Source organism: Oceanobacillus jeddahensis (assembly GCF_000750635.1).
In the GTDB taxonomy this organism is placed as follows: Bacteria; Bacillota; Bacilli; order Bacillales; family Amphibacillaceae; genus Oceanobacillus; species Oceanobacillus jeddahense.
Window position 1 is genome coordinate 745,869 of the sequence record NZ_CCDM010000001.1, and the last position, 24,196, is coordinate 770,064.

Here is a 24,196-nt window from a genome sequence, read left to right on the forward strand (position 1 = left end):
AAGATGCTTAACGTAGAAAACGTATCTGGCGGTTATGACGGCGAGAAAATCGTTAAAAACATTCATTTTACTGTTGGAAAAGGGGAATTCTTCGGGATTCTGGGACCCAATGGCAGTGGGAAAACCACATTGCTGAAGATGATGAGCGGTTTATTGGAATTGCAGCAGGGTGAAGTAAAGATTGGCGAGACGAATATTTCCGCTTTAACGAAAAAGGAGCTGGCGAAGAAGGTTGCCGTTTTGCCTCAATTATCACCGCAAGTTTTTCCGTACACCGTGAAAGAAACGGTTTCACTTGGTAGATATGCACATCATCGCGGTTTTTTTCAAACGTGGACGGACGAAGATGAAAACATTGTACAAGAGGTTATGAAACAAACCAATATTAGTCATTTTCAAGATAACTCTGTGATGGAACATTCCGGTGGAGAACAACAGAGAATTTTTTTAGCACAGGCGCTCGTACAGCAGCCGGAAATTCTGTTGCTTGATGAACCGACCAATCATTTAGATTTAGCGTATCAAAAGGAGTTGCTTGATTTAATGAGAAAACGCGCCAATGAAGAAGGGTTAACCGTTGTTGCAATTTTACATGATTTAAATCTTGCAAGTCTTTATTGTGACAGACTTCTGTTAATGGATAAAGGAGAAGCAAGTGCGATTGCGAATCCGAATGATGTACTTTCAGAAGATTTGATTAATCATGTCTATCATACGGAGGTCATTAAACAGCCGCATTCCAAAATTGCAAAACCGCAGCTTCATTTAATGCCGGGGAAGAAAAGTGAGAGAGAGGGAGAGCAAGTGAGAATGGATGAATCCTTATTGTCTATTAGTCCAGAGCGCATTGTATTGCAGTCCGAGCAGCCGATGAAAACAGTATCTTCCGGTGTGGTGGGAGCAGGGATCGGCTGGTACAGTAATTTTGTGAACAGACATGTTGATGCAAATTATAATTGTACGGACCATCGGGAGGAAATGCGGACGTATTTAACACATCATGGATTTCACGTTTCCCAAACGGTTGGAATGATGACAGCTGTTGCGTTGGAGGATAACAGTCACCGTGTGTATGAAGGAGATGGTTTCTCTGTAATGATTGTTGTAACGGCAGGCGTGGGGAATGCTGTAGACAGTACGCGCATGAACTCACCGGCAGCTGGTCCGGTCAAGCCGGGCACCATTAATACATGGATTTTTGTTAATGGAAAATTAACCGATGAAGCCTATATTCAGGCGATGATTACCGCGACAGAAGCTAAAGCGCAAGTACTGCGTGATTGTCATATTATTGATACAGTTACCAAAAAGCAGGCTACGGGAACATCAACAGACAGTATATTAGTTGCGGCAACACAACAGGGAAGAGAACTCGATTATGCAGGGACAGCAACGGAACTTGGACATATAATCGGGAAAGGCGTTTATCAAGAAATGAAGCAGTCGATAGAGCGTTATTTGAAGAGGAAAGAAAAACATGATCATTTATCATTTAATTAGTATCACACTAGCAGTAATGGTGGATCGTATCATTGGTGATCCACCACATTGGCCGCATCCAGTACGTTGGATGGGAAGTTTTATTGTGATGCTGGAAAAGCGTTTGAATCATGGAAAGCATCAAAAATGGAAAGGGATTGCCCTTCTGTTTGTAGTAGCGCTAACCGTTCTTGCGATTAGTCTCCTGATAAGCTGGGGAGCGTATCAGCTTCATCCTGCTGCTGGAATTTTGGTAGAAGCATGTCTGATTGCAACGACAATAGCACAAAAGGATTTAGGAACGGCGGCACGGCGCGTATACGAACCATTAGCATCAGGAGATATCGAGCAAGCCCGTTATCAGGTCTCGATGATTGTGGGCAGAGATACAGAAGCGCTTGAAGAAGAAGAGATAACCCGCGCCACGGTGGAAACCGTTGCTGAAAGTATTGGGGACGGAATTACTTCTCCGCTTTTTTGGGCGCTTATTGGAGGAGCTCCGCTGGCAATTTTGTACCGGGCAGTGAACACCTGTGATTCGATGGTTGGACATAAAAATGAAAGATATCAACATTTTGGCTGGGCATCAGCAAAGTTCGATGATGTATTAAATTGGGTTCCCAGCAGAATCACAAGTTTTTTGATGATGTTCACCAACCGTATACCATATCTAAAAAGAAAAGAAGCTTTAAAACGTTGGCGGGAAGATGCCAAGAAACATCCGAGTCCGAATAGCGGGTTTTTTGAGGCTGCTGTTGCTTTATTTCTCGGAGTACAGCTTGGCGGAATTAATTATTATCAAGGGATTAAATCCGAGAGGGCGCATATGGGAATAAGAAAACGCTTATTAGAAAAGGATGATATTTTACATACAATAAAAATCATGCAGCGCGCCGTTCTTACGTTCGTTATTATCTTATGGATTGGAGGTGGCTTCCTTGCAGCTGCCGGCACATGGTTCTAACACAAAATATGTATATGACTCATTAGGAATGAAACAACCGGAACAAATCATTGATTTCAGTGTAAATATTAATCCGTTAGGTGCACCAGAAATGTTACGGGAAAAATGGGATGAATGGTTTGACGTGATTAATGATTATCCTGATCCATATGCGAACGATCTTATGGAACAGCTTGCCGTACAAGAAAATATACCAGTTACACATCTGCTTGCAGGAAATGGGGCTGCGGAGATCATCACGTTGATTGCCAGATATTTAACAGGAAGCAGAGTAGCTGTTATTCATCCAGCTTTTTCAGAATATGCAACCGCCTGTGAAAATGAAAACTGTGAAGTAATTCCGATTGTGCTCTCTGAGCCGGATTGGAATTTAGATGCTGCTGCATTAGAAAATCAGCTTCAGGAAGTAAAAGCTGTATTTCTGTGCAATCCCAATAATCCAACAGGAATGCATTATCAGCGGAAAACGGTAGAAGCATTCATGGAAATTTGTAAAAAAACCAATACACTTTGTATTATGGATGAAGCTTTTTATGATTTTTTACCCGAACCAGTGACGTATATAAAAACAGTACTGTATCAAGAGCATGTGTTAATTATCCGCTCCCTGACAAAAATGTACAGCATTGCCGGATTGCGTCTCGGTTTTCTTGCGGGAAACCCTGCATTGCTGCAAAAGATTAGTAAATCAAAGCCGCATTGGAGTGTAAATGCTTTGGCGATGAAAGCAGGTATCGCCTGTTTACAGGACAGGACCCATGTTACGGAAACAAGAAAGTTTATCGAAGCTGAACGAACTGCCGTCTTTCAAAAACTGGAGGAACTTGGCTTTGAATATAGCTTATCCCGGTTGAATTTTTATTTATTAAGAGATCCTGCATTACCGGAGCAGAAAAGACTATTTCAATACCTGCTGAAACAGGGCCTTGTGCTGCGCCACACAGAAAACTTTCCAGGGATTGAAGGCAAATGGCTCCGTGTAGCGGTTAAGCAGCCGGAAGCAAATAAAAAACTGCTGGAGGCGTTAACTGTATGGAAACAGGAGAATTGATTTTTATTACAGGAGGCGTCCGCAGTGGAAAAAGTGCTTTTGCAGAGCAATTAGCAATCAGGCGTGCCCAGAAAACAGACAGCAATCTTCATTACGTTGCATGCGGCATTCCATCTGATAAAGAAATGCAGGAACGTATTCAACGCCATCAACAAGACCGGAAACAATCTGGATTTTCATGGAAAACCTGGGAACAGCCCGTTTATTTATCACATATCGCTAATCAGTTTACAACGCAGGACGTGATTTTATTAGATTGTATGACGACACTTTTAAATAACTATCTATTTCAAGAAAAAATGTATCATGAAAATACCGTGTTCGAACAGGTGAGAGAGGATATAGCAGCACTTTGCGATTATGCGGGTAAGGTAATTATTGTTTCCAATGAAGTATTGCAGGATATGCCTTATGAGGAAGAGCTTACATGGCATTACCAAAGGATATTAGGAAATGTACATCAGCAGATCGTAAAGAGAGCAGATCTAGCTATTTTATTCGAAAGCGGGATACCGGTTGTGAGGAAAGGGAGATTGGAATGAAAGGAATCATGCTTCAAGGAACTGCTTCCCATGTCGGGAAAAGTATAATCACGACAGCTATTTGTCGAATGCTTGCAAGACAAGGGTTTCAGATTTCTCCCTTTAAAGCACAAAATATGACGAGTCACCATGTAATGCTTGACACGGGTCAGGAGTTGGCTATTTCGCAATATGAACAAGCCCAAGCAGCAAAACGAAAAGCAGAGCCTTGGATGAATCCTGTCCTGTTGAAACCGTTGGAAAACATGCAGACAGAAGTATTTTTTGATGGGGAGTCACAAGGAATTATAACGGGTGCGAGATTTAAAGATATGTATTATCAAAAAGCGCTTCAAAAGATTAAACAAGGATTAATCCAGGCGGCAAATAACAGTGATTTTATAATTATCGAAGGTGCCGGAAGTCCTGTGGAGATGAATTTAAAAGAACGTGATTTATCCAATATGGCAATTGCGGAGTTAGCTGATGTTTCGGTTCTTTTAGTAGCTGATATTGAAAGAGGCGGTGTTTTTGCCAGTATTGTCGGTACACTTGCTTTACTTACAGAAAAGGAACGTTCATGTGTGAAAGGAATCATTATTAATAAATTTACAGGTCATTCCTCTCTTTTTGTGGAAGGTGTAGAATGGCTGGAAAATAATACGGGTATTCCGGTAGTGGGGGTTCTTCCATTTATTGAACACCAGCTAAATGAAGAGGATAGTTTTGATGGAAGGGATCAGCCTTTTCAACCCAATTTGACAAGTAAAGAAGCAGATTTTGAAAAGCTTGCAGACCATGTTGAAGCAAATATTGATCGTGAAAAACTGTTGGAAATAATGAGGGGAACAGACTAATGTTACACAGCATCCGTTTGTTTTTTACAGGAATCCTTGTCAATCTGCAGTTTTTTACGAGTATCCCGATTAAAAAACAATTTTCTCTCAATCAGCATCAGCTAACTTATGCACTTCAAACATTTCCGCTATTAGGTTTGCTTCAGGGAAGCATCTATGCTGCTTTTTTATATGTTTTACAAAGTTTCACACCCTTTACCGATTTGATCATAACATTATTTCTTTGGCTTTTACTGATTATGCTTTCAGGTGGTATCCATCTGGACGGCTGGATAGATACAAGTGACGCTTATTTCTCCTATAAGTCTCCGGAAAAGAGACTGGAAATTATGAAAGACCCGAGGATAGGAGCCTTTGGGGTATTATCGGTCATTGTTTTCTTGTTTACCAGATTTATCGTTCTTTATGAACTTATTCAAGCTAGAGAAACGACAATCCTTCTTTTTATAGTACTTATTCCGTTTTTTGGGAAAATGCTGCTTGGTGTATTTCTGCAAATGCTTCCTCCAGCTCGGAAAGACGGGATGGCGAGTTTCTTTCAACAAGGTAAAAATAATCTTCTTTACCTGATGTATCTGATCTACCTTGTGGTGATCGGTATCTTCATTTTCTGGATGCAGTTGGATTTACTGCCTGTTTATTTTCTATTTATTACAGTGACACTGATTACAAGTATATTTATTGCAAAATGGATTATAAAAAATTTCAATGGCATAACAGGGGATACATTAGGTGCAAGCTCTGAGGGGATGGAATTGATACTATGGCTGACATTATTACTATTACACTTCTGCGCCATGGTGTAACAAAGGCGAATCAGGAAAAAAGATATCTTGGCTGGACGGATGTGCCGCTTCTGTCCGAAGAAATAGAAAGGTTAAAAGCAGCTCAAGACTTTGGTAAGCAATTTGACCTTTGTGTAGCCAGTGATTTATTACGTTCTAAGCAAACAGCTGCCCTGCTTTGTCCAAAGCAGGAAAAAATAGAAATAAAGAATTTTAGAGAAATGCATTTTGGTGCATGGGAAATGAAAACCTATGAAGATTTGAAAAATGATCGACGTTATCGGGCATGGATTGACGATCCAGAAAGCACTGCACCCCCAACCGGAGAAAGTTTTCAGGAAATGAAGCAGCGAATCGATGCGGGCTTTCAGCAATTAAGGCATCAGATTAATAAAAAACAAAGTAAAAATACATTACTTGTAGCACATGGTGGAGTCATCCGCCATTTATTAATAAAATGGACGAGAGAGCAGAAGTCATTTTTTGAATGGAAAGTACCGCATAAAAAAGGAATCCGCTTAACATGGACAATAGATGATTGGAAGGATGAGCAAAAATGCATTTCGTTACAGGAGGTGCCTTTAACGGGAAAAGAAAATGGGTGAAGCAGCATTATCCTGCTAATACAACATGGTTTTCAGCAATGGAATATGACAGGTGGCCGGTTCCAGATGAAAATGTACATTCAATTGTTATTTTAGAAGGACTGGAAGCATGGATAAGCAAAGAAATAAATACAGGAGAACCCGCGGATCGACTGTTAGACCGAAATATTAAAAAGGTAAAGAAATGGTTGGAATGGGAACAAAACGAGGAAAATCACAGGCTTGTATTGGTTGGAACAGATATTTCAAAAGGAATTGTACCAATGGAAAAAGACAAACGTTTGCAGCGTGACGTTACCGGCTGGTTCTATCAAAAGTTAGTGGAGCAGGCAGAGCGCGTGGATCTAATTTGGTATGGTATTTCCGAAACAATTAAAAAATAAGGGAGAGATTAGAATGAGACTTTACACACGAACAGGGGACAAAGGACAAACAGCGTTAATTGGCGGGAAAGCAAGCAAAGATGACGTGCGTGTAGAAGCATATGGTTCAATCGATGAAATCAATTCCTTTGTAGGATGGGCGATTTCTTGCCTGAATCAAGAAGGGTTTGAAGATATTGTTGACGACCTGGTGAAAATTCAGCATGAGTTATTTGATTGCGGAACAGAGCTTTCAAATGTTTCTAAGAAGGAACGCCCTCATCAGCTGACAGAGGAGATAATTACCTACCTGGAAGAGCGGATGGATCAATTAATTGATGAAGCACCAGAACTTGAACGTTTTATTTTACCGGGCGGTTCCATGGCAGCATCTGCACTTCACGTTGCAAGAACAGTGACAAGAAGAGCAGAAAGACAAATGGTGACCCTTTACCATGAAGCGGAAGAAATAAACCCCATTCCATTAAAATATATTAATCGTCTCTCTGATTACTTTTTTGCAGCTGCACGTGTTGTGAATGCACGTCTTGAAGTGGCAGATGTGGAATATGAGCGGAGTGCGAGAGTATTTCGCGGCAGTCACAAGAAAAAAGAGAAGTAAACATCAATGACAAATGCTGTTATTTTACCGTTTGAGGCAAATAGAGAATTGGTGATTACTACAGATAATAGTGGAGCGATTGGGGAAAAAGAAGCTGATATAGTGAAAACATCTAATCAAATTGTTGGGAAATTTGCTTGCCGTGTCGTGCTGATGGAATGCTTGGCGGAATATGCGGAACCTATTGCGGTGATTATGCAAAATTTTACAGAGCATACAGCTTGGCAGGATTATGAATTAGGCGTACGTGAAGAGCTTGCAGAAGCCGGATTTGCGGAACTGCCAATTACCGGTAGCACGGAAAGTAACTTTCCAACCTTGCAATCTGGCCTTGGATTAACAGTAATTGGAAAAAGGGAAAAGAGAGGCAGGTATCAATGGTCAGGTGAGGAAAGTTTTGCGGTGATAGGCACTCCTTATGTTGGTAAGGATGTTCTTGAACATAAGGAGCATATACCAAGCGTTTCTCTTTTAAAAAAATATGTTCAGACAACAGGTATCAAAGCTGTTATACCCGTCGGTTCCAAAGGTATCGCAAAAACATTCCGGCAATGGACAGGCAGGGATGCAGAGCTTGAATCAACCATGGATTTACAAACATCTGCAGGTCCTGCAACATGTTTTATAATTGCTTATAGCCAAGAGAACACAATGGAGGCGGAACAGTTTGCAGGCAGTCTTTTTCATCCATTAATTGTATCCAATCGCTGAAAAGACAGCATGTTCAATTCTGTGCTTGACATTTACAAGGACTAACAGTAGAATCTTTATTGGGCTCTTTGAATATAATTACAAAGCGTTTCCCCTGAGAGATGAGAGGGGAAACGCTTTTCTTGTTAGATAGAGAAAATAAAAGTAAAACAGTGCTGACATGATAACTTTTACAATACAGGTAAAAGATAATGATCAGGACAACCATTCCAAAGAACGACCAGCTATATCAATCAATACACAACATAAAATACAGAAAGAAGGATGAGGATAAGTGACAAAGTATATTTTTGTAACTGGTGGCGTAGTATCATCGCTTGGAAAAGGGATTACAGCAGCATCATTAGGGCGTTTATTAAAAAATCGTGGATTAAAAGTAACCATTCAAAAATTTGATCCTTATATCAACGTAGATCCGGGAACAATGAGTCCTTATCAGCACGGCGAAGTGTTCGTTACAGAAGATGGTGCCGAAACAGATTTGGACCTTGGGCACTATGAGCGATTCATTGATATTAACTTGAATAAATACAGTAATATTACGACTGGGAAAGTATATTCCAGTGTTATCCGCAAAGAACGTCATGGGGATTATCTGGGAGGAACCGTACAGGTCATTCCGCATATTACAAATGAAATTAAAGATCAGGTCTTCCGCGCAGGAGAAGCTACTGGTGCAGATGTTGTAATTACAGAAATCGGCGGAACTGTTGGCGATATTGAATCATTGCCGTTCCTGGAAGCGATTCGTCAAATTAAAAGTGATGTAGGGCGAGATAGCGTCATGTATATTCATTGTACACTTGTTCCTTACATTAAAGCTGCAGGAGAAGTAAAAACCAAGCCAACACAGCATAGTGTCAAAGAATTACGTTCTCTTGGGATTCAGCCGGACGTGATTGTTTTACGTACCGAAATGGCCATTACGAGAGAAATGAAAGAAAAGATTGCTCTATTCTGTGATATTAATGAAAAATCCGTTATTGAAATGATGGATGCAGATACGCTATATCAAGTTCCAATTGCTTTACAGGAACAAAATATGGATCAGATTGTATGCAACCATTTTGGCCTGGATTGCGAAGATGCTGATATGGATGATTGGAAAGAGCTGATTAACAGGGTCCGTAACTTATCGAAGAAAGTTGAAATTGGCTTAGTCGGTAAATACGTAGAGCTTCCAGATGCTTATCTTTCTGTTGTCGAATCACTTAAACACGCCGGCTACGATTTTGATGCAAATGTAAATGTTCATTGGATAAACTCGGAAGCATTATCCGAGTCAGAAATCGAAGCGGAATTATCTCAAGTAGATGGTGTCATTGTTCCTGGCGGATTCGGTGATCGTGGTATTGATGGAAAAATTCATGCAATCCGCTACGCACGTGAGAATAAAATACCATTCTTTGGAATTTGCTTAGGGATGCAATTAGCTACGGTTGAGTTTGCAAGAAATGTCGTAGGATTAGAAGGTGCGCACTCTGCGGAGATTAATCCAGGAACACCATATCCAATTATCGATCTATTGCCAGAGCAAAAGGATATTGAAGATTTAGGCGGTACATTGCGCCTTGGATTATATCCATGCCATTTAACAGCAGGCACGAAAACAAAAGAAGCTTATGACGGCGCTGATGTAGTGGAAGAAAGACATCGGCACCGCTATGAATTTAATAATGTGTATCGTGAACAGATGGCTGACAACGGACTTATTTTCTCTGGAACAAGCCCGGATGGACGTCTTGTTGAAACGATCGAAATTAAAGATCATCCATGGTTTATTGCATGTCAATTCCATCCGGAGTTCACCTCTCGTCCAACAAGGTCGCAAGGTTTGTTTAAAGGATTTATTGGGGCGGCTGTGGAAAATAAAAAATAAATCGTAACAATAAAAAGGAGATATTCATCTATCACAGGTGGGTATCTTTTTTTTATTGTCATCATAATGTTAAACCTAAACTGCATAAAATAATATGAATTTACAGAAATCAAATATTGACTTAACATTCTATCAATTAAATATTGTTAGAATTTTAATTAATTGCCATTATTATCAAGCATACGAGGAGGCTTTTAATATGCAGAAATTAAGAGTAGGGATAGCTGGCGCTTCAACACGAGGACAGCATCTCTGCCATGATTTCAGTAAATTGGATAACATTGAAATAGTAGCTGTTATGGATACGAATCAGGAGGCGTTGAAGGCATTTCAGCGGAATTATTCTATTCAATATCTGTTTTCCGATTATGAGGAAATGTTGAATTTAAATTTAGATATTATTGTTATTGCTTCACCTGTGCAGTTCCATGCTGAACAAGCGATAAAAGCACTGGATAATGATATCCATGTTTTGTCTGAAGTTACTGCTGCAACAAATTTGGAAGATTGTCAACGATTACTCCATGCAACCAGAAAGAGTAAAGCTCAGTACATGCTGGCGGAGAATTATTGTTATATCAGGGAAAATATAGTTATACGTAATATGGTGAGAAATGGTTTATTTGGGGATATATATTTTGCTGAAGGAGAATACATTCACAATGTAAATTATCTTAACTTTGACAAAGACGGTTATCCAACGTGGCGTAGCGAAGAAACTTCTGGAAAACGTGGAATCACCTACGGGTCACATAGCCTTGGACCAATTTTGGAATGGTTTGACTGTAATGTTCAGTACGTGAATTGTCTTGGTACAGGATCTATTACTTCTCCTTTATTGAAAAATGATGATACAACGGTTATGCTCTGCCGAACAAAGAATGAATCACTAATAAAGATAAGAGTTGATTTAGTCTCTAACCGGCCACATAACATGAGATATTATTCGCTTCAAGGAACAAAAGCCTGCTATGAAGGACCCAAATTCTCAGGTGATGGACATCGAGTATGGCTGAATGATTACAGTGGAGATGCTAATCAATGGCAATTATTATCTGGATTTTATAAAGAATTCCTTCCAGAAGAGTTATTACATATTTCAGATGAAGTATCTACTTCGCATCATTGGGGTGCAGATTATTTCATGGTCAAAGATTTTGTTAAAAGTATAACGGAAAACAGCCCTGTTCGAATAGGTATTGACAAAGCATTGGCGTTTACGATCCCAGGAATTTTATCAGAAGTATCCATAAATAATGGTGGTATTCCAGTAGAGGTACCAGACATTCAAACCTGGTGAGAAATCAAAGGGGGGATTAGAGTATGAAGAAAACGAATATATTGTATGAGGCTAAATTAATGGGAACAGGTGGATTATATCTATTACCGACCTTCCTTATATTAGGTGTGTTTTTGTTTTACCCAATGATAACAACCGTTTTGTTCAGCTTTTCAGATGTGGAAAATGGAGGGAATATAGTTGGTTTCATTGGATTAGACCACTATATAAAAATATTTACCGACCCTTCATTTTTAAACAGTTTAAAAGTTACATTTACATTTATGCTATATACAGTACCGCTTGAAATTATAATCGCTCTTTTCCTTGCAATTATTGCTAATGAAAAGTTAAAGGGGATAAAGTTTTTTCAAATGATATTTTCTTCCCAGTTAGGTATTTCTGGGGCAGCAAGTTCTGCAATACTGCTTTTTTATTTCCATCCTACGTTAGGGACATTTAACAGCATTTTAGAGTTCTTTGGTATACCACCAATTGAATGGCTTACTTCACCTGACTGGGCATTGCTATCTGTTTCGTTAGCTACTATATGGATGGGGCTTAGTTTGAATTTTTTACTGCTATTGGCAGGATTACAGAATATTTCAAAGGATATTTATGAAAGTGCCGAAATGGATGGAGCAGGATACTGGACTAAGTTATTTAAAATAACATTGCCATTGTTAAGTCCTACCTTATTTTTTGTCATTATGATTAATATGATCAGTTCAATGCAATCATTTGGTCAGATAGATATTTTGACAGAGGGAGGACCAACAGAGGCAACCAATCTTTTAGTTTATTCCATTTATAGAGAATCATCTATTTATGGGAATTTTGATATTGCCAGCGCACAAGCTGTTGTATTATTCGTTATCACCTTCGTCTTTACAATGCTTCAATTTAAAGTGGCAGAAAAGCGGGTGCATTACCAATGATCAAGAAAATTATCTTATACTTGTTACTTATTATTAGTGCGTTTATTATGTTTGCTCCAATTATCTATGCAGTATCTGTTAGCTTTATGACAAATATGGATGTTAACAATGCCACATTAATACCTTCAGAACCTACTTTTGAAGCGTATAAAAGTGCAGCAGAAAGAATCCCGCTTTTTTCTTTTCTTATTAATAGTTTAGTAATTGCGATTATTATAATGGTTGGAGAAATTTTTTTAGCGAGCTTAGCAGCATTTGCTTTGGTATTTATTCCGTTTAAAGGAAGGAATGTTCTGTTCATACTTTTATTATCAACCATGATGGTTCCTTTTGAAGCAACAATTGTATCTAATGTTTTAACCATTGTGAACCTGGAGTGGATGAATACTTATCAAGGAATAATTGTACCTTCCTTGGTCACTATATTTGGAATATTTTTGTTTCGTCAACATTTCTTAACGTTACCTAAGGAATTATGGGAAGCTGCCCAAATGGATGGGTGTTCTTATTTTCGCTATTATTTCAAATTTGCATTACCACTTTCCAAAACGGTAATAGGAACACTTGCAATCTTTTCATTTATCTCGTCTTGGAATAGTTATCTGTGGCCATTATTGATAACAAATGATGATAGTGTCCGTACCATACAAATTGGATTAAAAATGCTTGTAAGTTCTCAAGCGTCGACCAATTGGCCTATCGTAATGGCAGGTTCTATTATTGCTTTGCTCCCTACCATGCTTATTTTATTTTTCGGATTAAAATACATTCGGAAAGGCCTGCTTTCTGGGTCTCTTAAAGGATGAATGACAGCTATTATTTTTATTTTGTTATGGATGGAGGTGATTTAGTAATTTACATGATAAATAGTTACTTGAACCTGTCAGCAATAAGATATACCAAACTTCATAATTAGAGGGAGTGTAAGGATGAAAAAGCTAATTCCAATAATGACAATCTGTATTTTTATACTTTGGGGATGTAGTAATGATTCTAGTTCAGGACAAGGGGAAGAAACGGAACAAAGTAATACTGTAGAAATCACTTTCTGGCACAATCTAGACGGTGATAATGCAGTTACGCTGGAAGGAATCATCGATACATTCAATGAAGAAAATGAATCTATTCAAGTAAACGCTTCTTTTCAGGATAATATCCAACAGCAAATGAGAACTATTGGTGAAACAGATGAAGCGCCTACTGTTTTTCAGGCCGGTAGCAACGAATTTTTTAGTGAGAGTAACTTAATCATACCAGTTCAAGATATGATTAATCAGGATGATGATTTTGATATAGAATCAATGAATGAAGCTGTTATAGAAAATCATAGGCTAGACGGGACATTAAATGCTATGCCTTTTAATGTGTTCGTAACATTACTTTACTATAATGTAGATTTATTTGAAGAGGCTGGCCTAGATCCGGATGATCCACCGCAAACCTTTAGTGAAATTCAAGAGGCTGCAGAGATATTAACAGATGAAGATTCTGGTACAGTAGGTTTTTCGATCCCTGTTAATACATCTTTTATTTATAATCTATTCGCTGTACAAGATGAGCTTGTATTTAATAATGAAAATGGAAGAAAAGGGGAAGCACCGACAGAAACTAATCTAAATTCAAATGAAGGAAAAGAGATATATAATTGGATAAGCGATATGTATAAGAGTGGGAACTTTGGAAACTATGGAAGAACATGGTCTAATACACAGATGGCTTTTTCTTCTGGTGAACTTGCTATGTATCTGGATTCATCTGCAGTTTCAGGTATCTGGCTGGAAGACTTGGGTTTTGAATTTAAAACTGCTCCTTATCCAGTACCTGATGGAGAGGAATGGGCTGGTGTAAACCAGGGGGGATCACAACTCTGGCTCTCTAATCAGTCGTCTGAAGAAGAACAAGAAGCAGGATGGGAATTCATCAAATATATGGTCAGCCCAGAAGTTCAATCTGAATGGGCAGCAGAAACTGGCTATGTTCCAGTAACGCCAGAGGCAGCAGAGATAGAACCTCTAAGTGAAGTTTACAGTGAATATGAACAATTCGAAAATGCGTATCATGCGTTAAACAACACAAAACCATCAGCATCAACTGCAGGCCCATCTATTGAACAATTGGAGATTTCTGAAATTGTCGCACAGTCATTTGAAAGACTATTACAAGGAGAAAATCCAGAAGAAGTTTTACAACAAACTGAAGAAGAAATTAATAGGATGTTACAAGAATAATTTGTAACGATGGACATTTATCAATGAGATAATATGATTTACACAATAAAAGTATGAAAAGTACTCAGATAACCTTTCGACTATTCTGAATTAATTAAGTGCAGATAACATTAAAAAACTCGATATAATCTGTATAGAAGACTTAAATATGAAAGACATGTTGTGTAATCATAAATTAGCTTAACGTATTTCAGATTAAATAATAGGCAATGAAAATAAAATAACTTAAAAATAGCTCCGGACATTGAATTTGAATAATCGGAGCTATTTTTTATTTTTAGCGGTAAAAGTTATATAAATTAAGTTACTGTGTCTACATTAACAGTGGTTATTCACCCCACTAAAAATGGTTGAAGTTGAATCCGGCAGACTGATATTTGCTGTATGACCCCTTATGCTTCCTGATTGTTGAATTGGGAATGTATATTGTAATAAACCATGTATTTTATAATTAAAAACAGTAACTAGCGTTGTGTATTTCCACAGCGAATACTGGAAGGTAAAATCTTTATTTCGGCTTATATAGATGAGACAGGATAATATTTATAGTGATTTCTATAAGAAACGAGGAAGTTGAAACAGTATGTGGATGAATGAACGAGTGAAGAAAACGTGTTAAAATTTATGAATGATGAATTATTCGTACACGCGGGACATCATAAAGATCTAAACTTTCATTCAGTATAGATAGTAAGTAGCGTGTGAGGTAAAACGATATAAGAATTTAGTCTATCTTTCCCGAAAGATAATTCTATATGATAAAAAATAAGGATTCCTCATTTACAAGCAGGAGTTTAAATGAATACTATCGAAATTTAAACTTTAGATAAAAAATTAAATATTATGATATCGGAGGGTAGATTATGACTCAATCAATCCTAATTGTAGATGATCAAATAGGAATACGGATGTTGCTTCAAGAAGTTTTTCAAACGGCCGGTTACTGTACTTCGATTGCGCAGGACGGAAAAGAAGCAGTTGAACATTTATCAGAATCTCCTTACGATTTAGTAGTTCTGGATTATCACATTCCTATCTATAACGGTAATATAGTTATGCAAAAGATGAAGCAAATGAGAATAAACACAAAAGCTATCATTATTACTGGATTGCCAGAGGTTGCAAAAAAAGAGCTAGGGGAAAACTTGCCTGAGGAAATAATTTCCAAACCTTTTAATGTTGCAAAACTATGTCATACTGTGGAGAAAATTTTAAAGAAAACAGAATGAATCATTACTACTTTGTTGCGATAAAGTCACGAAATTGGTATTCTTATATTGTAATGAATATTGTCAGAGATTCATGCGGATAAATTGAAGGAGGAACTTGGTATGCCTTTAGTATCAATGAAAGAAATGCTCGAAAAAGGGAAAGAAAATGGATATGCAGTAGGTCAGTTTAATATTAACAACCTTGAATATATCCAAGGTATTCTTCAAGCAGCTCAAGAAGAAAATTCACCAGTCATTCTTGGTGTTTCTGAGGGTGCTGGAAAATATATGGGCGGCTACAACGTAGTAGTTGCTATGGTAAAATCTTTAATGGATTCTTATGGAACAACAGTGCCTGTTGCCATTCATTTAGATCATGGATCCAGCTTTAAAAACTGTGCAGAAGCAATCCATGCAGGGTTTACTTCTGTAATGATTGATGGATCTCATTCACCAATCGAAGAAAATATTGCTGTAACTGAGAAAGTGGTTGAGCTTGCTCATATCCATGGTGTATCGGTTGAAGCCGAAGTTGGTACTGTAGGCGGAGAAGAAGACGGCGTTATCGGTGGAATCAGCTATGCTGATAAAGTAGAATGTGAACGTCTTGTCAAAGAAGCGGGAGTAGATTGTCTGGCTCCGGCACTCGGTTCTGTTCATGGACCTTATCAAGGAGAACCAAACTTAGGGTTCACAGAAATGAAAGAAATCTTAGATTTAGTAAATGTGCCATTAGTACTTCACGGTGGTACTGGTATTCCTACAAATGATATTCAAAAAGCAATTTCTTTAGGAACTGCTAAAATCAACGTAAATACAGAGAATCAAATCTCTCAAACAAAAGCAATTCGTGAAACATTAGCTCAAAAACCTGATTTATATGATCCACGTAAATATTTAGGACCAGGAACTGCAGCTATTAAAGAAACTGTAGTTGGTAAAATGCGTGAATTTGGTTCTTCCAATAAAGCATAATTGATTTCATTAAATATATGTGTTACAAAGGTTTAATAAAGAGAATCTACAATTGTTTGTAGACACTTTTTATATAGCTTTTTAACATCATTTATAAAGATATATTTGTAAAAGCTGTACCAATGGTGCAGCTTTTACTACAAAAATCACAGGGAGGTAATCATAATGAAATTTTTCATTGATACAGCAAATATTGAAGACATTAAAGAGGCAAATAAACTTGGAATTCTAGCTGGTGTTACAACAAATCCAAGCCTTGTAGCAAAAGAAGGAGTTTCTTTTCATGACCGTTTACGTGAAATTACAGCGGAAGTTTCTGGATCCGTCAGTGCAGAGGTTATTTCTGAAGACGCTGAAGGTATGATTGAAGAAGGAAAAGAGCTTGCAGCGATTGCACCAAATATTACTGTAAAAGTTCCTATGACACTTGAAGGTCTGAAAGCGGTTAAAGCATTTAGTGATCTAAACATCAAAACAAATGTGACATTAATCTTTAATGCGAACCAGGCATTGTTGGCAGCCAGAGCAGGCGCAACGTATGTATCTCCATTCTTAGGAAGATTAGATGATATTGGACAAGACGGCATGGAATTAGTAGCCAATGTTGCAGCAATTTTCGATCGTCATGATATTCAAACAGAAATTATCGCTGCATCTATCCGTCACCCAGTCCATGTAACAGATGCTGCATTAAACGGTGCGCACATTGCAACGATTCCATTTAATGTTCTATCATCGTTAGTAAAGCATCCATTAACAGATCAAGGAATTGAAAAATTCTTAGCAGATTGGGATAAACAAAAATAATTGCATAGAGTTGGAAAAAATACAGACAATAAGAAAAGCGTTGAAGCAGCAGGCAGCGGCCCGATTTGTTCAACCAAACATTCAGCAGGGGGTGAAAAAGCAGACTAAGTTCGCAACGTCTGCACCAGCACCGTTTTTTACAACGGGATTGCGCTTATCAATACTGTCAGGTTAGTGGATTTTCTTAAATTTAATATGGATAGCTAAAAACTATCAAGCGGAGGAAAAACACGGAGACTCCTACGGGAAAGCGCAAATGTCTTCGGTGGGGCGAGTAATCGCAGTCCCAGTGGGAAGACCCCGCAGGGAAAAAGTGGTTTTCTTTTTACCAAGGAGGCTGAGCTCAAGCCCGTGGAAAGCGTAGTGTTTTTCCGGAGCGGTCGCACTAATCTGACAATATTGTTGCGCTTACTCCTTTCATCGTAAACAACGGTGCGCCGGGATCGCCGGTGAATGAAGTTTCACTTTATAAACAACTTGTGGAGTGTTATCCTACTTCTATAGGAACGAGGTTTTTACATGCAAAAGTTATTAATTGAGGGTGGGCATGAACTATCTGGAGAAGTTCACATCAGTGGTGCAAAAAATAGTGCGGTTGCACTATTGCCAGCAGCTATTCTTGCAGATTCGACAGTGACAATTGAAGGATTGCCGGACATTTCGGATGTAGACACATTAGGTGAGCTATTAGAAGAAATTGGTGGAACGGTATCTCGGGATGGTCAAGACATGACGATTCATCCAGAGAAGATGATTGCCATGCCATTACCAAACGGAAGAGTCAAAAAATTACGTGCATCCTATTACTTCATGGGTGCTATGCTTGGAAAATTTAATAAAGCAGTCATTGGTTTACCTGGAGGATGTTACTTAGGTCCACGTCCAATCGACCAGCATATTAAAGGTTTTGAAGCGCTTGGGGCAGAAGTAACGAATGAGCAAGGTGCTATCTATTTACGTGCAAATGAGCTCCGTGGGGCACGTATTTATCTGGATGTCGTCAGTGTTGGGGCTACGATCAATATTATGCTTGCAGCAGTGAAGGCAAAAGGACAAACAATCATTGAAAATGCTGCAAAAGAACCCGAAATTATTGATGTTGCAACGTTATTAACCAATATGGGTGCCAAGATTAAAGGTGTTGGAACAGACGTGATTCGTATCGATGGTGTTCCTTCGTTGCATGGCTGTACGCATACCATCATTCCTGACCGTATTGAAGCAGGGACTTATGCCATTGCAGCCGCTGCGATGGGGAAAGAAGTTGTCATTGACAATGTTATCCCACAACACATGGAATCTTTAATTGCGAAGCTGCGAGAAATGAATGTTAATATTGAATCGCATAATGATCAATTGTACATTGCTAGAGCAAATTCTTTGAGTAGTGTGGATATTAAGACATTAGTTTATCCCGGGTTCCCTACAGACCTGCAACAACCATTTACAACATTGTTGACACAAGCAGGCCATTCGGGTGTGATTATTGACACCATTTATACTGCGCGTTTAAAGCACATTGATGAGCTCCGCCGGATGAACGCTGAAATAAAAGTAGAAGGTGGCTCGGTAATTGTTTCTGGCCCTGTTCAATTAGAAGGCGCTAAAGTAAAAGCTAGCGATCTTCGTGCTGGAGCGTCACTAGTGATAGCCGGTTTGCTTGCGAATGGAGTAACCGAAATTACTGGTTTGGATCATATTGACCGTGGCTATGAGAATTTAACGGACAAGCTTAGTTCTCTTGGGGCAACTATTTGGAGAGAAGAGATGACGGAATCCGAAATTTATCAAGATCAGAATACGTAAAAAGCACATTAGCAAAACAAATAAAATTGATACTGCATTTCTGATACGTTATTGTCTTCGGTGGAACCAATAGCCGTTCCGGTTTATGTCTGCTTTTAAGCATCCTCTTAGAGGAAGAGGTATATCATAAAAGAGAAGACTTTTCCTTCTCTTTTATGATATAGCTTTTTTGTACTTTAGAAAGTATAAAATTTAAAGAATAAAGTACAACGGGCGCTATAGTGCCCACATGGTTTGACGGCTCTTGGCAGAAAAAAACAGCGTATTTAATAGCTTGAGTAAGTGCAGCAAGGCTGTCGGGTTTGTAAAATATAAAACCGGGTAATAATGAAAATGGACTGGCGAAAGAAAAACACAGAAATTCCTGACGGAAAGTTCGATCCCTGGTCTCTTACAAATATAGTTTTTTCGAGAACGCATTCAGACTTGCGTTCGAAGCTTTTTTATATAGATGTATCATTTTCCTGACTCTTCTTAAACCTCTTAATAAAATAAGGCACATCTTATCAATCCTCAAATAACTTCGATAAGTCTGGAAAGCCAGCGTAATTGATACATTTTCTTTTAACTTCAGATGGTATTCGAAAACCATTTACAATATGATCTAAAATTCCTCTATTTTTGACAAAAAAGTCTATTGAATCTTTATTGGTAAAAGAGTATGATAATAGATGTTTAATAAAGTAAATTAAGACTGACAGCCAAATAGAAAAGAAGTCTTCATTGTGAACGTCTGTAATTATCTAAGACACCTGTAACATGTTAAAAGCTTCTAATTGCCTCTGTTAAACAGAGCAAGTCTTCTTAGTATTCCTTCCATATATAGGACAATCCGTTTTAAATACCGTGATTAGGATGGTACTTTTAAAATGAGATTTAATACAATCTGAAAAAGAAGTTAACGAGACTTTATACAATATCTGATATATCATTTCTAAAATAAAACAAAAGATATCTGCTAAAATAATAAATTACATTTTTAAAAATATATTTTGAAAATACCTTTTAGAGAACAGTACTTTAATGAAGCGGATACAAGACAAGAAGATAGAGGCAGAATGAGGATAATAAAGTGACGTATAAACAACCTATATGTTATTCAAAAAGGTAGAGGTTTCTTCTCCATCAAATCGTTTTTCTAAAATGTAGTAACTGTATGAATAGATGGGATAGAGATTATTCATTCCATCAGAAATATATAAAAGAACCTAGAACAGGCGTGGTGATTTAATGGCAACACTGACAATCTCTAGTTTAGAGACAATGACATTAAAAGAAATTTATGCACTAGCAAAAGATTATAAAATTTCGTATTATGCGAAGTTGACAAAGAAAGAGTTAATTTTTGCAATATTAAAAGCGCAGGCAGAAAAAGATGGCTTTTTATTTATGGATGGAATCTTAGAAATTATTCCTTCTGAGGGATTTGGATTTCTGCGTCCAATTAATTATTCTCCAAGTGCAGAGGATATCTACATCTCTGCTTCCCAAATCCGCCGTTTTGATTTAAGGAATGGAGATAAAGTATCCGGGAAGGTACGGCCGCCAAAGGAAAATGAACGCTATTATGGTTTGTTGCATGTAGATGCTGTCAATGATGAAGATCCAGATTCTTCAAAGGAACGCGTGCATTTTCCAGCTTTAACGGCACTTTATCCAAACCGGCCAATTCAATTAGAAACAGAAACAAAGCAATTATCAACACGTATTATGGATTTAATGACACCAGTTGGTTTTGGGCAGCGTGGTTTAATTGTTGCGCCTCCTAAAGCTGGTAAGACGATGCTGATTAAAGAAATTGCAAACAGCATTTCGCACAACCATCCGCACGCCAAGTTGATTATTCTGTTAGTGGATGAGCGACCAGAGGAAGTAACGGACATTGAACGCTCTGTAGGGCCTGATGTCGATGTGGTTTCTTCTACATTTGATGAAGTTCCGGAGAGCCATATTAAAGTGTCTGAATTAGTTTTAGAACGTGCGATGCGCCTTGTGGAACATAAGCGTGATGTAATTGTTTTAATGGATAGTATTACACGCTTAGCACGAGCGTATAACTTAGTTATTCCTCCAAGCGGACGAACGTTATCTGGCGGGATTGATCCAGCAGCTTTCCACCGTCCAAAACGTTTCTTTGGAGCAGCGAGAAATATTGAAGAAGGCGGCAGCTTTACCATCTTAGCTACAGCATTAGTAGATACGGGTTCACGAATGGACGATGTCATTTATGAAGAATTTAAAGGTACAGGAAATATGGAGCTGCACTTAAATCGGCATCTTGCGGACCGCCGGATTTTCCCTGCTATCGATATTTTACGTTCAGGAACCCGGAAAGAAGAGCTCTTAGTAGATAAAGCACATTTGGATAAAATGTGGCTGTTACGCAAAACAATGCAGGATTCTAATGAATTCTTAGACCGCTTCTTAAAACGTATGAAAAATTCTAAGAACAACGAAGAATTCCTGCAAATGATGGATGAAGAAATGAAACGAAAAGGAATGAATGCTAATAAAAAGGAAAGTTAATAACTTCTATTGCATTTCATGCCATACACTGTTATAATTTTTCTGTGTGAGTTTAGGTAGGGTGCTTTGCATCACGAACGACTCTTCGAATAACTCTGTTTCCAAGGGACTCAGGGCAAAAAGGAGTAGAAGAACATGAAAAATGATATTCATCCAGAGTACAGAAAAGTAGTTTTTCTAGATACTAGTACGAATTACAAGTTCTTAAGCGGATCTACGAAAGAATCAGATGAAACAATTGAGTGGGAAGATGGCAACACATACCCGCTATTAAAAGTTGAAATCAGCTCTGATTCACATCCATTCTACACTGGTAAGCAAAAAGCTGACAAAGTTGGCGGCCGTGTGGATCGCTTTAAGAAAAAATATAACCTTAACTAATGATCTGATTTACCGGAAATATGCCGGATAAAAAGGATATTTGTAAGGAATTGAATTCGAAAGGACAGGCAAAATGTCTCATTTTGCCTGTTTTTTTACTTTTTATGAGATAAAGTATGAAAAATAAGTTATTTTGATTTATCATATAATAATAGAAGAACAAGCTTTTTTAGAGGATAGACGAGAATGCTTCTTGCGTTTTTCATCAAAAAGAGCTTTAACATAAGATACTTAAGTTATACTATTCGCGAGAGGAGTTTCTCCAAATGCATATTATGAAGCGAAATGGCTGGGTCGAATTAATTTGCGGGAGTATGTTTTCCGGGAAATCAGAAGAATTAATCCGTCGTGTCAGAAGAGCGACATATGCACATATAGACGTGTGTGTATTTAAACCAGCTATAGATAACCGTTATGATGAAACGGCAGTTGTTTCCCATGACGGCAGAACAACGATTGCGAAATCGATTGGGAATGCGGTAGAAATTTTAGATGAAATAAAACCGGATGTAGAAATTGTAGCAATTGATGAAGTACAATTTTTTAATAACGATGTCATTGATGTCATTGAAGAACTTGTCCGCCGGGATATCCGGGTGATTGTTGCAGGCTTGGATATGGATTTTCGGGGAGTTCCTTTTGAGCCGGTACCTCAGTTGATGGCCTTATCTGAATCTGTCACGAAATTAAATGCCATCTGCCCGATTTGCGGATCACCAGCAAGCAGAACACAGCGTTTGATTGACGGCAAGCCGGCATCCTATGATGACCCTGTTATTTTAGTTGGAGCTTCCGAATCCTATGAGCCGCGCTGTCGTCATCATCATGAAGTGCCGAATAAGCCTGCGGTAAATATAGTGCAGCGTGTTGTAAAACAAGGAAATAATTAATAGGAAAACTGCCGATTTTTTTATGTTCGGCAGTTTTTTTGTACACTAACAATGCCTGTAGATTGGTCATGTATAAAACATGCCGAGCCTATAGTTTTTTATTTATCACGGAGAACTGTCCGTAAAACTCCCACTGAGTGAGGTTTCATTTTATCAGCACATATAATTTCTTTGCATCAGAGGTGTAATTGACCCGGATGCTCCCTTATAATATAATAAGACTGTTATGGAGAAAGAGGTGTATTCTTGTGTTAGATCGTTTGCAAGCACTGGAAGATCGGTATAATAAATTAAATGAAATGTTAAGTGATCCAGAAGTAATTGGTGATACACAAAAACTGCGTGAATATTCGAAGGAACAAGCTGGCTTAGAGGATGTTGTTCAAGCTTACCGCGAGTATAAAGAAGTGACATCACAATTAGCAGATGCGAAAGAAATGCTGGAAGATGAATCAGATAACGAAATGCTGGAAATGGCTAAAACGGAAGTATCTGAACTATCCTCCAAAAAAGAAGAGCTGGAGGAGCGGCTGAAGATTCTTCTGCTTCCCAAAGACCCGAATGACGATAAAAACGTCTTTATGGAGATTCGTGGTGCTGCCGGTGGAGATGAAGCGGCTTTATTTGCGGGCGATTTATACCGGATGTATTCGCGTTATGCAGAAGCACAGGGCTGGAAAATTGACGTGATGGAAGCCAGTTCCACAGGTGTGGGCGGATATAAAGAGATTATCTTTATGATCGATGGCGCAGACGTTTACTCGAAATTGAAGTATGAAAATGGCGCACATCGTGTACAACGTGTTCCGGAAACGGAATCAGGCGGCCGTATTCATACCTCTACTGCAACGGTTGCTGTACTCCCGGAAGCAGAAGAAGTAGAGATAGACGTGCATGAGAAGGATATCCGTGTAGATACTTTTGCTTCCAGCGGACCGGGAGGACAAAGTGTTAATACAACGATGTCAGCAGTGCGTTTAACACATGAGCCTACTGGAATCGTTGTATCTATTCAGGATGAAAAATCACAGATTAAGAATAAAGAAAAAGCAATGAAGGTATTGCGTGCCCGTATTTATGATAAATTTCAGCAGGAAGCTCAAGCAGAGTATGATGAAAGCCGTAAATCGGCGGTTGGGACAGGAGACCGTTCGGAACGTATTCGTACGTACAACTATCCGCAAAACCGGGTGACAGATCATCGTATCGGCTTAACCATTCAAAAACTGGATCAGATTATGCAGGGTAAGTTGGATGAATTTATCGATGCACTTGTGATGGAAGAGCAAGCAAAAAAATTAGAGCAGATTGGTGAATAA

At 38.4% G+C, this 24,196-nt stretch carries 23 protein-coding genes; all 23 read left to right on the plus strand.

Annotated features, from left to right (window positions below; all coding sequences use genetic code 11):
- Positions 1–3 precede the first annotated feature (3 nt).
- The 23 genes from BN986_RS03370 to prfA all read left to right on the plus strand — a co-directional run bounded on the left by BN986_RS03370 (position 4) and on the right by prfA (position 24,196).
- A complete protein-coding gene (locus BN986_RS03370) occupies positions 4–1,500 on the plus strand; it encodes an adenosylcobinamide amidohydrolase (protein WP_040978223.1) in 1,497 nt (498 codons plus the stop codon).
- On the plus strand, positions 1,478–2,443 hold the full coding sequence (gene cbiB, locus BN986_RS03375) for an adenosylcobinamide-phosphate synthase CbiB (protein ID WP_040978224.1): 966 nt from the start codon (positions 1,478–1,480) through the stop codon (positions 2,441–2,443). Before BN986_RS03370 ends, cbiB begins: the two co-directional genes overlap by 23 nt.
- On the plus strand, positions 2,409–3,494 hold the full coding sequence (gene cobD / locus BN986_RS03380; protein WP_244444963.1) for a threonine-phosphate decarboxylase CobD: 1,086 nt from the start codon (positions 2,409–2,411) through the stop codon (positions 3,492–3,494). The genes cbiB and cobD overlap by 35 nt, the downstream gene beginning before the upstream one ends.
- Positions 3,476–4,036: a bifunctional adenosylcobinamide kinase/adenosylcobinamide-phosphate guanylyltransferase gene (locus BN986_RS03385; protein ID WP_040978226.1), complete on the plus strand. Its 561-nt coding sequence runs from the start codon at positions 3,476–3,478 to the stop codon at positions 4,034–4,036. Before cobD ends, BN986_RS03385 begins: the two co-directional genes overlap by 19 nt.
- Positions 4,033–4,872 carry a cobyric acid synthase gene (locus BN986_RS03390; protein ID WP_052400609.1) on the plus strand — a complete coding sequence of 280 codons (840 nt, stop codon included), beginning with the start codon at positions 4,033–4,035 and terminating at the stop codon, positions 4,870–4,872. Before BN986_RS03385 ends, BN986_RS03390 begins: the two co-directional genes overlap by 4 nt.
- Positions 4,872–5,678 carry an adenosylcobinamide-GDP ribazoletransferase gene (gene cobS / locus BN986_RS03395; RefSeq protein WP_040978227.1) on the plus strand — a complete coding sequence of 269 codons (807 nt, stop codon included), beginning with the start codon at positions 4,872–4,874 and terminating at the stop codon, positions 5,676–5,678. Before BN986_RS03390 ends, cobS begins: the two co-directional genes overlap by 1 nt.
- A complete protein-coding gene (locus BN986_RS03400) occupies positions 5,636–6,262 on the plus strand; it encodes a histidine phosphatase family protein (protein ID WP_040978228.1) in 627 nt (208 codons plus the stop codon). Before cobS ends, BN986_RS03400 begins: the two co-directional genes overlap by 43 nt.
- Complete coding sequence (locus BN986_RS03405; protein ID WP_040978229.1) at positions 6,214–6,645, plus strand: bifunctional adenosylcobinamide kinase/adenosylcobinamide-phosphate guanylyltransferase; 432 nt, start codon at positions 6,214–6,216, stop codon at positions 6,643–6,645. The genes BN986_RS03400 and BN986_RS03405 overlap by 49 nt, the downstream gene beginning before the upstream one ends.
- Before the next feature lie 13 nt (positions 6,646–6,658).
- Positions 6,659–7,246 carry a cob(I)yrinic acid a,c-diamide adenosyltransferase gene (locus tag BN986_RS03410; protein WP_040978230.1) on the plus strand — a complete coding sequence of 196 codons (588 nt, stop codon included), beginning with the start codon at positions 6,659–6,661 and terminating at the stop codon, positions 7,244–7,246.
- A gap of 6 nt (positions 7,247–7,252) precedes the next feature.
- On the plus strand, positions 7,253–7,957 hold the full coding sequence (locus BN986_RS03415; RefSeq protein WP_040978231.1) for a hypothetical protein: 705 nt from the start codon (positions 7,253–7,255) through the stop codon (positions 7,955–7,957).
- A gap of 274 nt (positions 7,958–8,231) precedes the next feature.
- Complete coding sequence (locus BN986_RS03420; protein WP_040978232.1) at positions 8,232–9,836, plus strand: CTP synthase; 1,605 nt, start codon at positions 8,232–8,234, stop codon at positions 9,834–9,836.
- A 199-nt stretch (positions 9,837–10,035) separates the two neighbouring features.
- The gene (locus BN986_RS03425; protein ID WP_040978233.1) at positions 10,036–11,136 is read left to right on the plus strand and encodes a Gfo/Idh/MocA family protein; all 1,101 of its coding nucleotides are present in this window, start codon (positions 10,036–10,038) and stop codon (positions 11,134–11,136) included.
- Positions 11,137–11,159: 23 nt separating this feature from the next.
- Complete coding sequence (locus BN986_RS03430) at positions 11,160–12,053, plus strand: carbohydrate ABC transporter permease (protein ID WP_040978235.1); 894 nt, start codon at positions 11,160–11,162, stop codon at positions 12,051–12,053.
- The gene (locus tag BN986_RS03435) at positions 12,050–12,859 is read left to right on the plus strand and encodes a carbohydrate ABC transporter permease (RefSeq protein WP_040978236.1); all 810 of its coding nucleotides are present in this window, start codon (positions 12,050–12,052) and stop codon (positions 12,857–12,859) included. Before BN986_RS03430 ends, BN986_RS03435 begins: the two co-directional genes overlap by 4 nt.
- A gap of 123 nt (positions 12,860–12,982) precedes the next feature.
- On the plus strand, positions 12,983–14,281 hold the full coding sequence (locus tag BN986_RS03440; RefSeq protein ID WP_040978237.1) for an ABC transporter substrate-binding protein: 1,299 nt from the start codon (positions 12,983–12,985) through the stop codon (positions 14,279–14,281).
- An 863-nt stretch (positions 14,282–15,144) separates the two neighbouring features.
- Positions 15,145–15,510, plus strand: a complete 366-nt coding sequence (locus tag BN986_RS03445; protein WP_040978238.1) for a response regulator — start codon at positions 15,145–15,147, stop codon at positions 15,508–15,510.
- Between the two features lie 102 nt (positions 15,511–15,612).
- On the plus strand, positions 15,613–16,467 hold the full coding sequence (gene fba / locus BN986_RS03450) for a class II fructose-1,6-bisphosphate aldolase (protein ID WP_040978239.1): 855 nt from the start codon (positions 15,613–15,615) through the stop codon (positions 16,465–16,467).
- 165 nt (positions 16,468–16,632) lie between these two features.
- The gene (fsa, locus tag BN986_RS03455; protein ID WP_040978240.1) at positions 16,633–17,274 is read left to right on the plus strand and encodes a fructose-6-phosphate aldolase; all 642 of its coding nucleotides are present in this window, start codon (positions 16,633–16,635) and stop codon (positions 17,272–17,274) included.
- Positions 17,275–17,793: 519 nt separating this feature from the next.
- A complete protein-coding gene (locus BN986_RS03460) occupies positions 17,794–19,080 on the plus strand; it encodes a UDP-N-acetylglucosamine 1-carboxyvinyltransferase (RefSeq protein ID WP_040978242.1) in 1,287 nt (428 codons plus the stop codon).
- 1,230 nt (positions 19,081–20,310) lie between these two features.
- On the plus strand, positions 20,311–21,606 hold the full coding sequence (gene rho / locus BN986_RS03465; RefSeq protein ID WP_040978244.1) for a transcription termination factor Rho: 1,296 nt from the start codon (positions 20,311–20,313) through the stop codon (positions 21,604–21,606).
- 135 nt (positions 21,607–21,741) lie between these two features.
- Entirely contained in the window at positions 21,742–21,987 is a 246-nt protein-coding gene (locus BN986_RS03470) for a type B 50S ribosomal protein L31 (RefSeq protein ID WP_040978245.1), read from the plus strand.
- A 266-nt stretch (positions 21,988–22,253) separates the two neighbouring features.
- A complete protein-coding gene (locus tag BN986_RS03475; protein ID WP_040978246.1) occupies positions 22,254–22,877 on the plus strand; it encodes a thymidine kinase in 624 nt (207 codons plus the stop codon).
- Positions 22,878–23,125: 248 nt separating this feature from the next.
- Entirely contained in the window at positions 23,126–24,196 is a 1,071-nt protein-coding gene (gene prfA, locus BN986_RS03480; RefSeq protein WP_040978247.1) for a peptide chain release factor 1, read from the plus strand.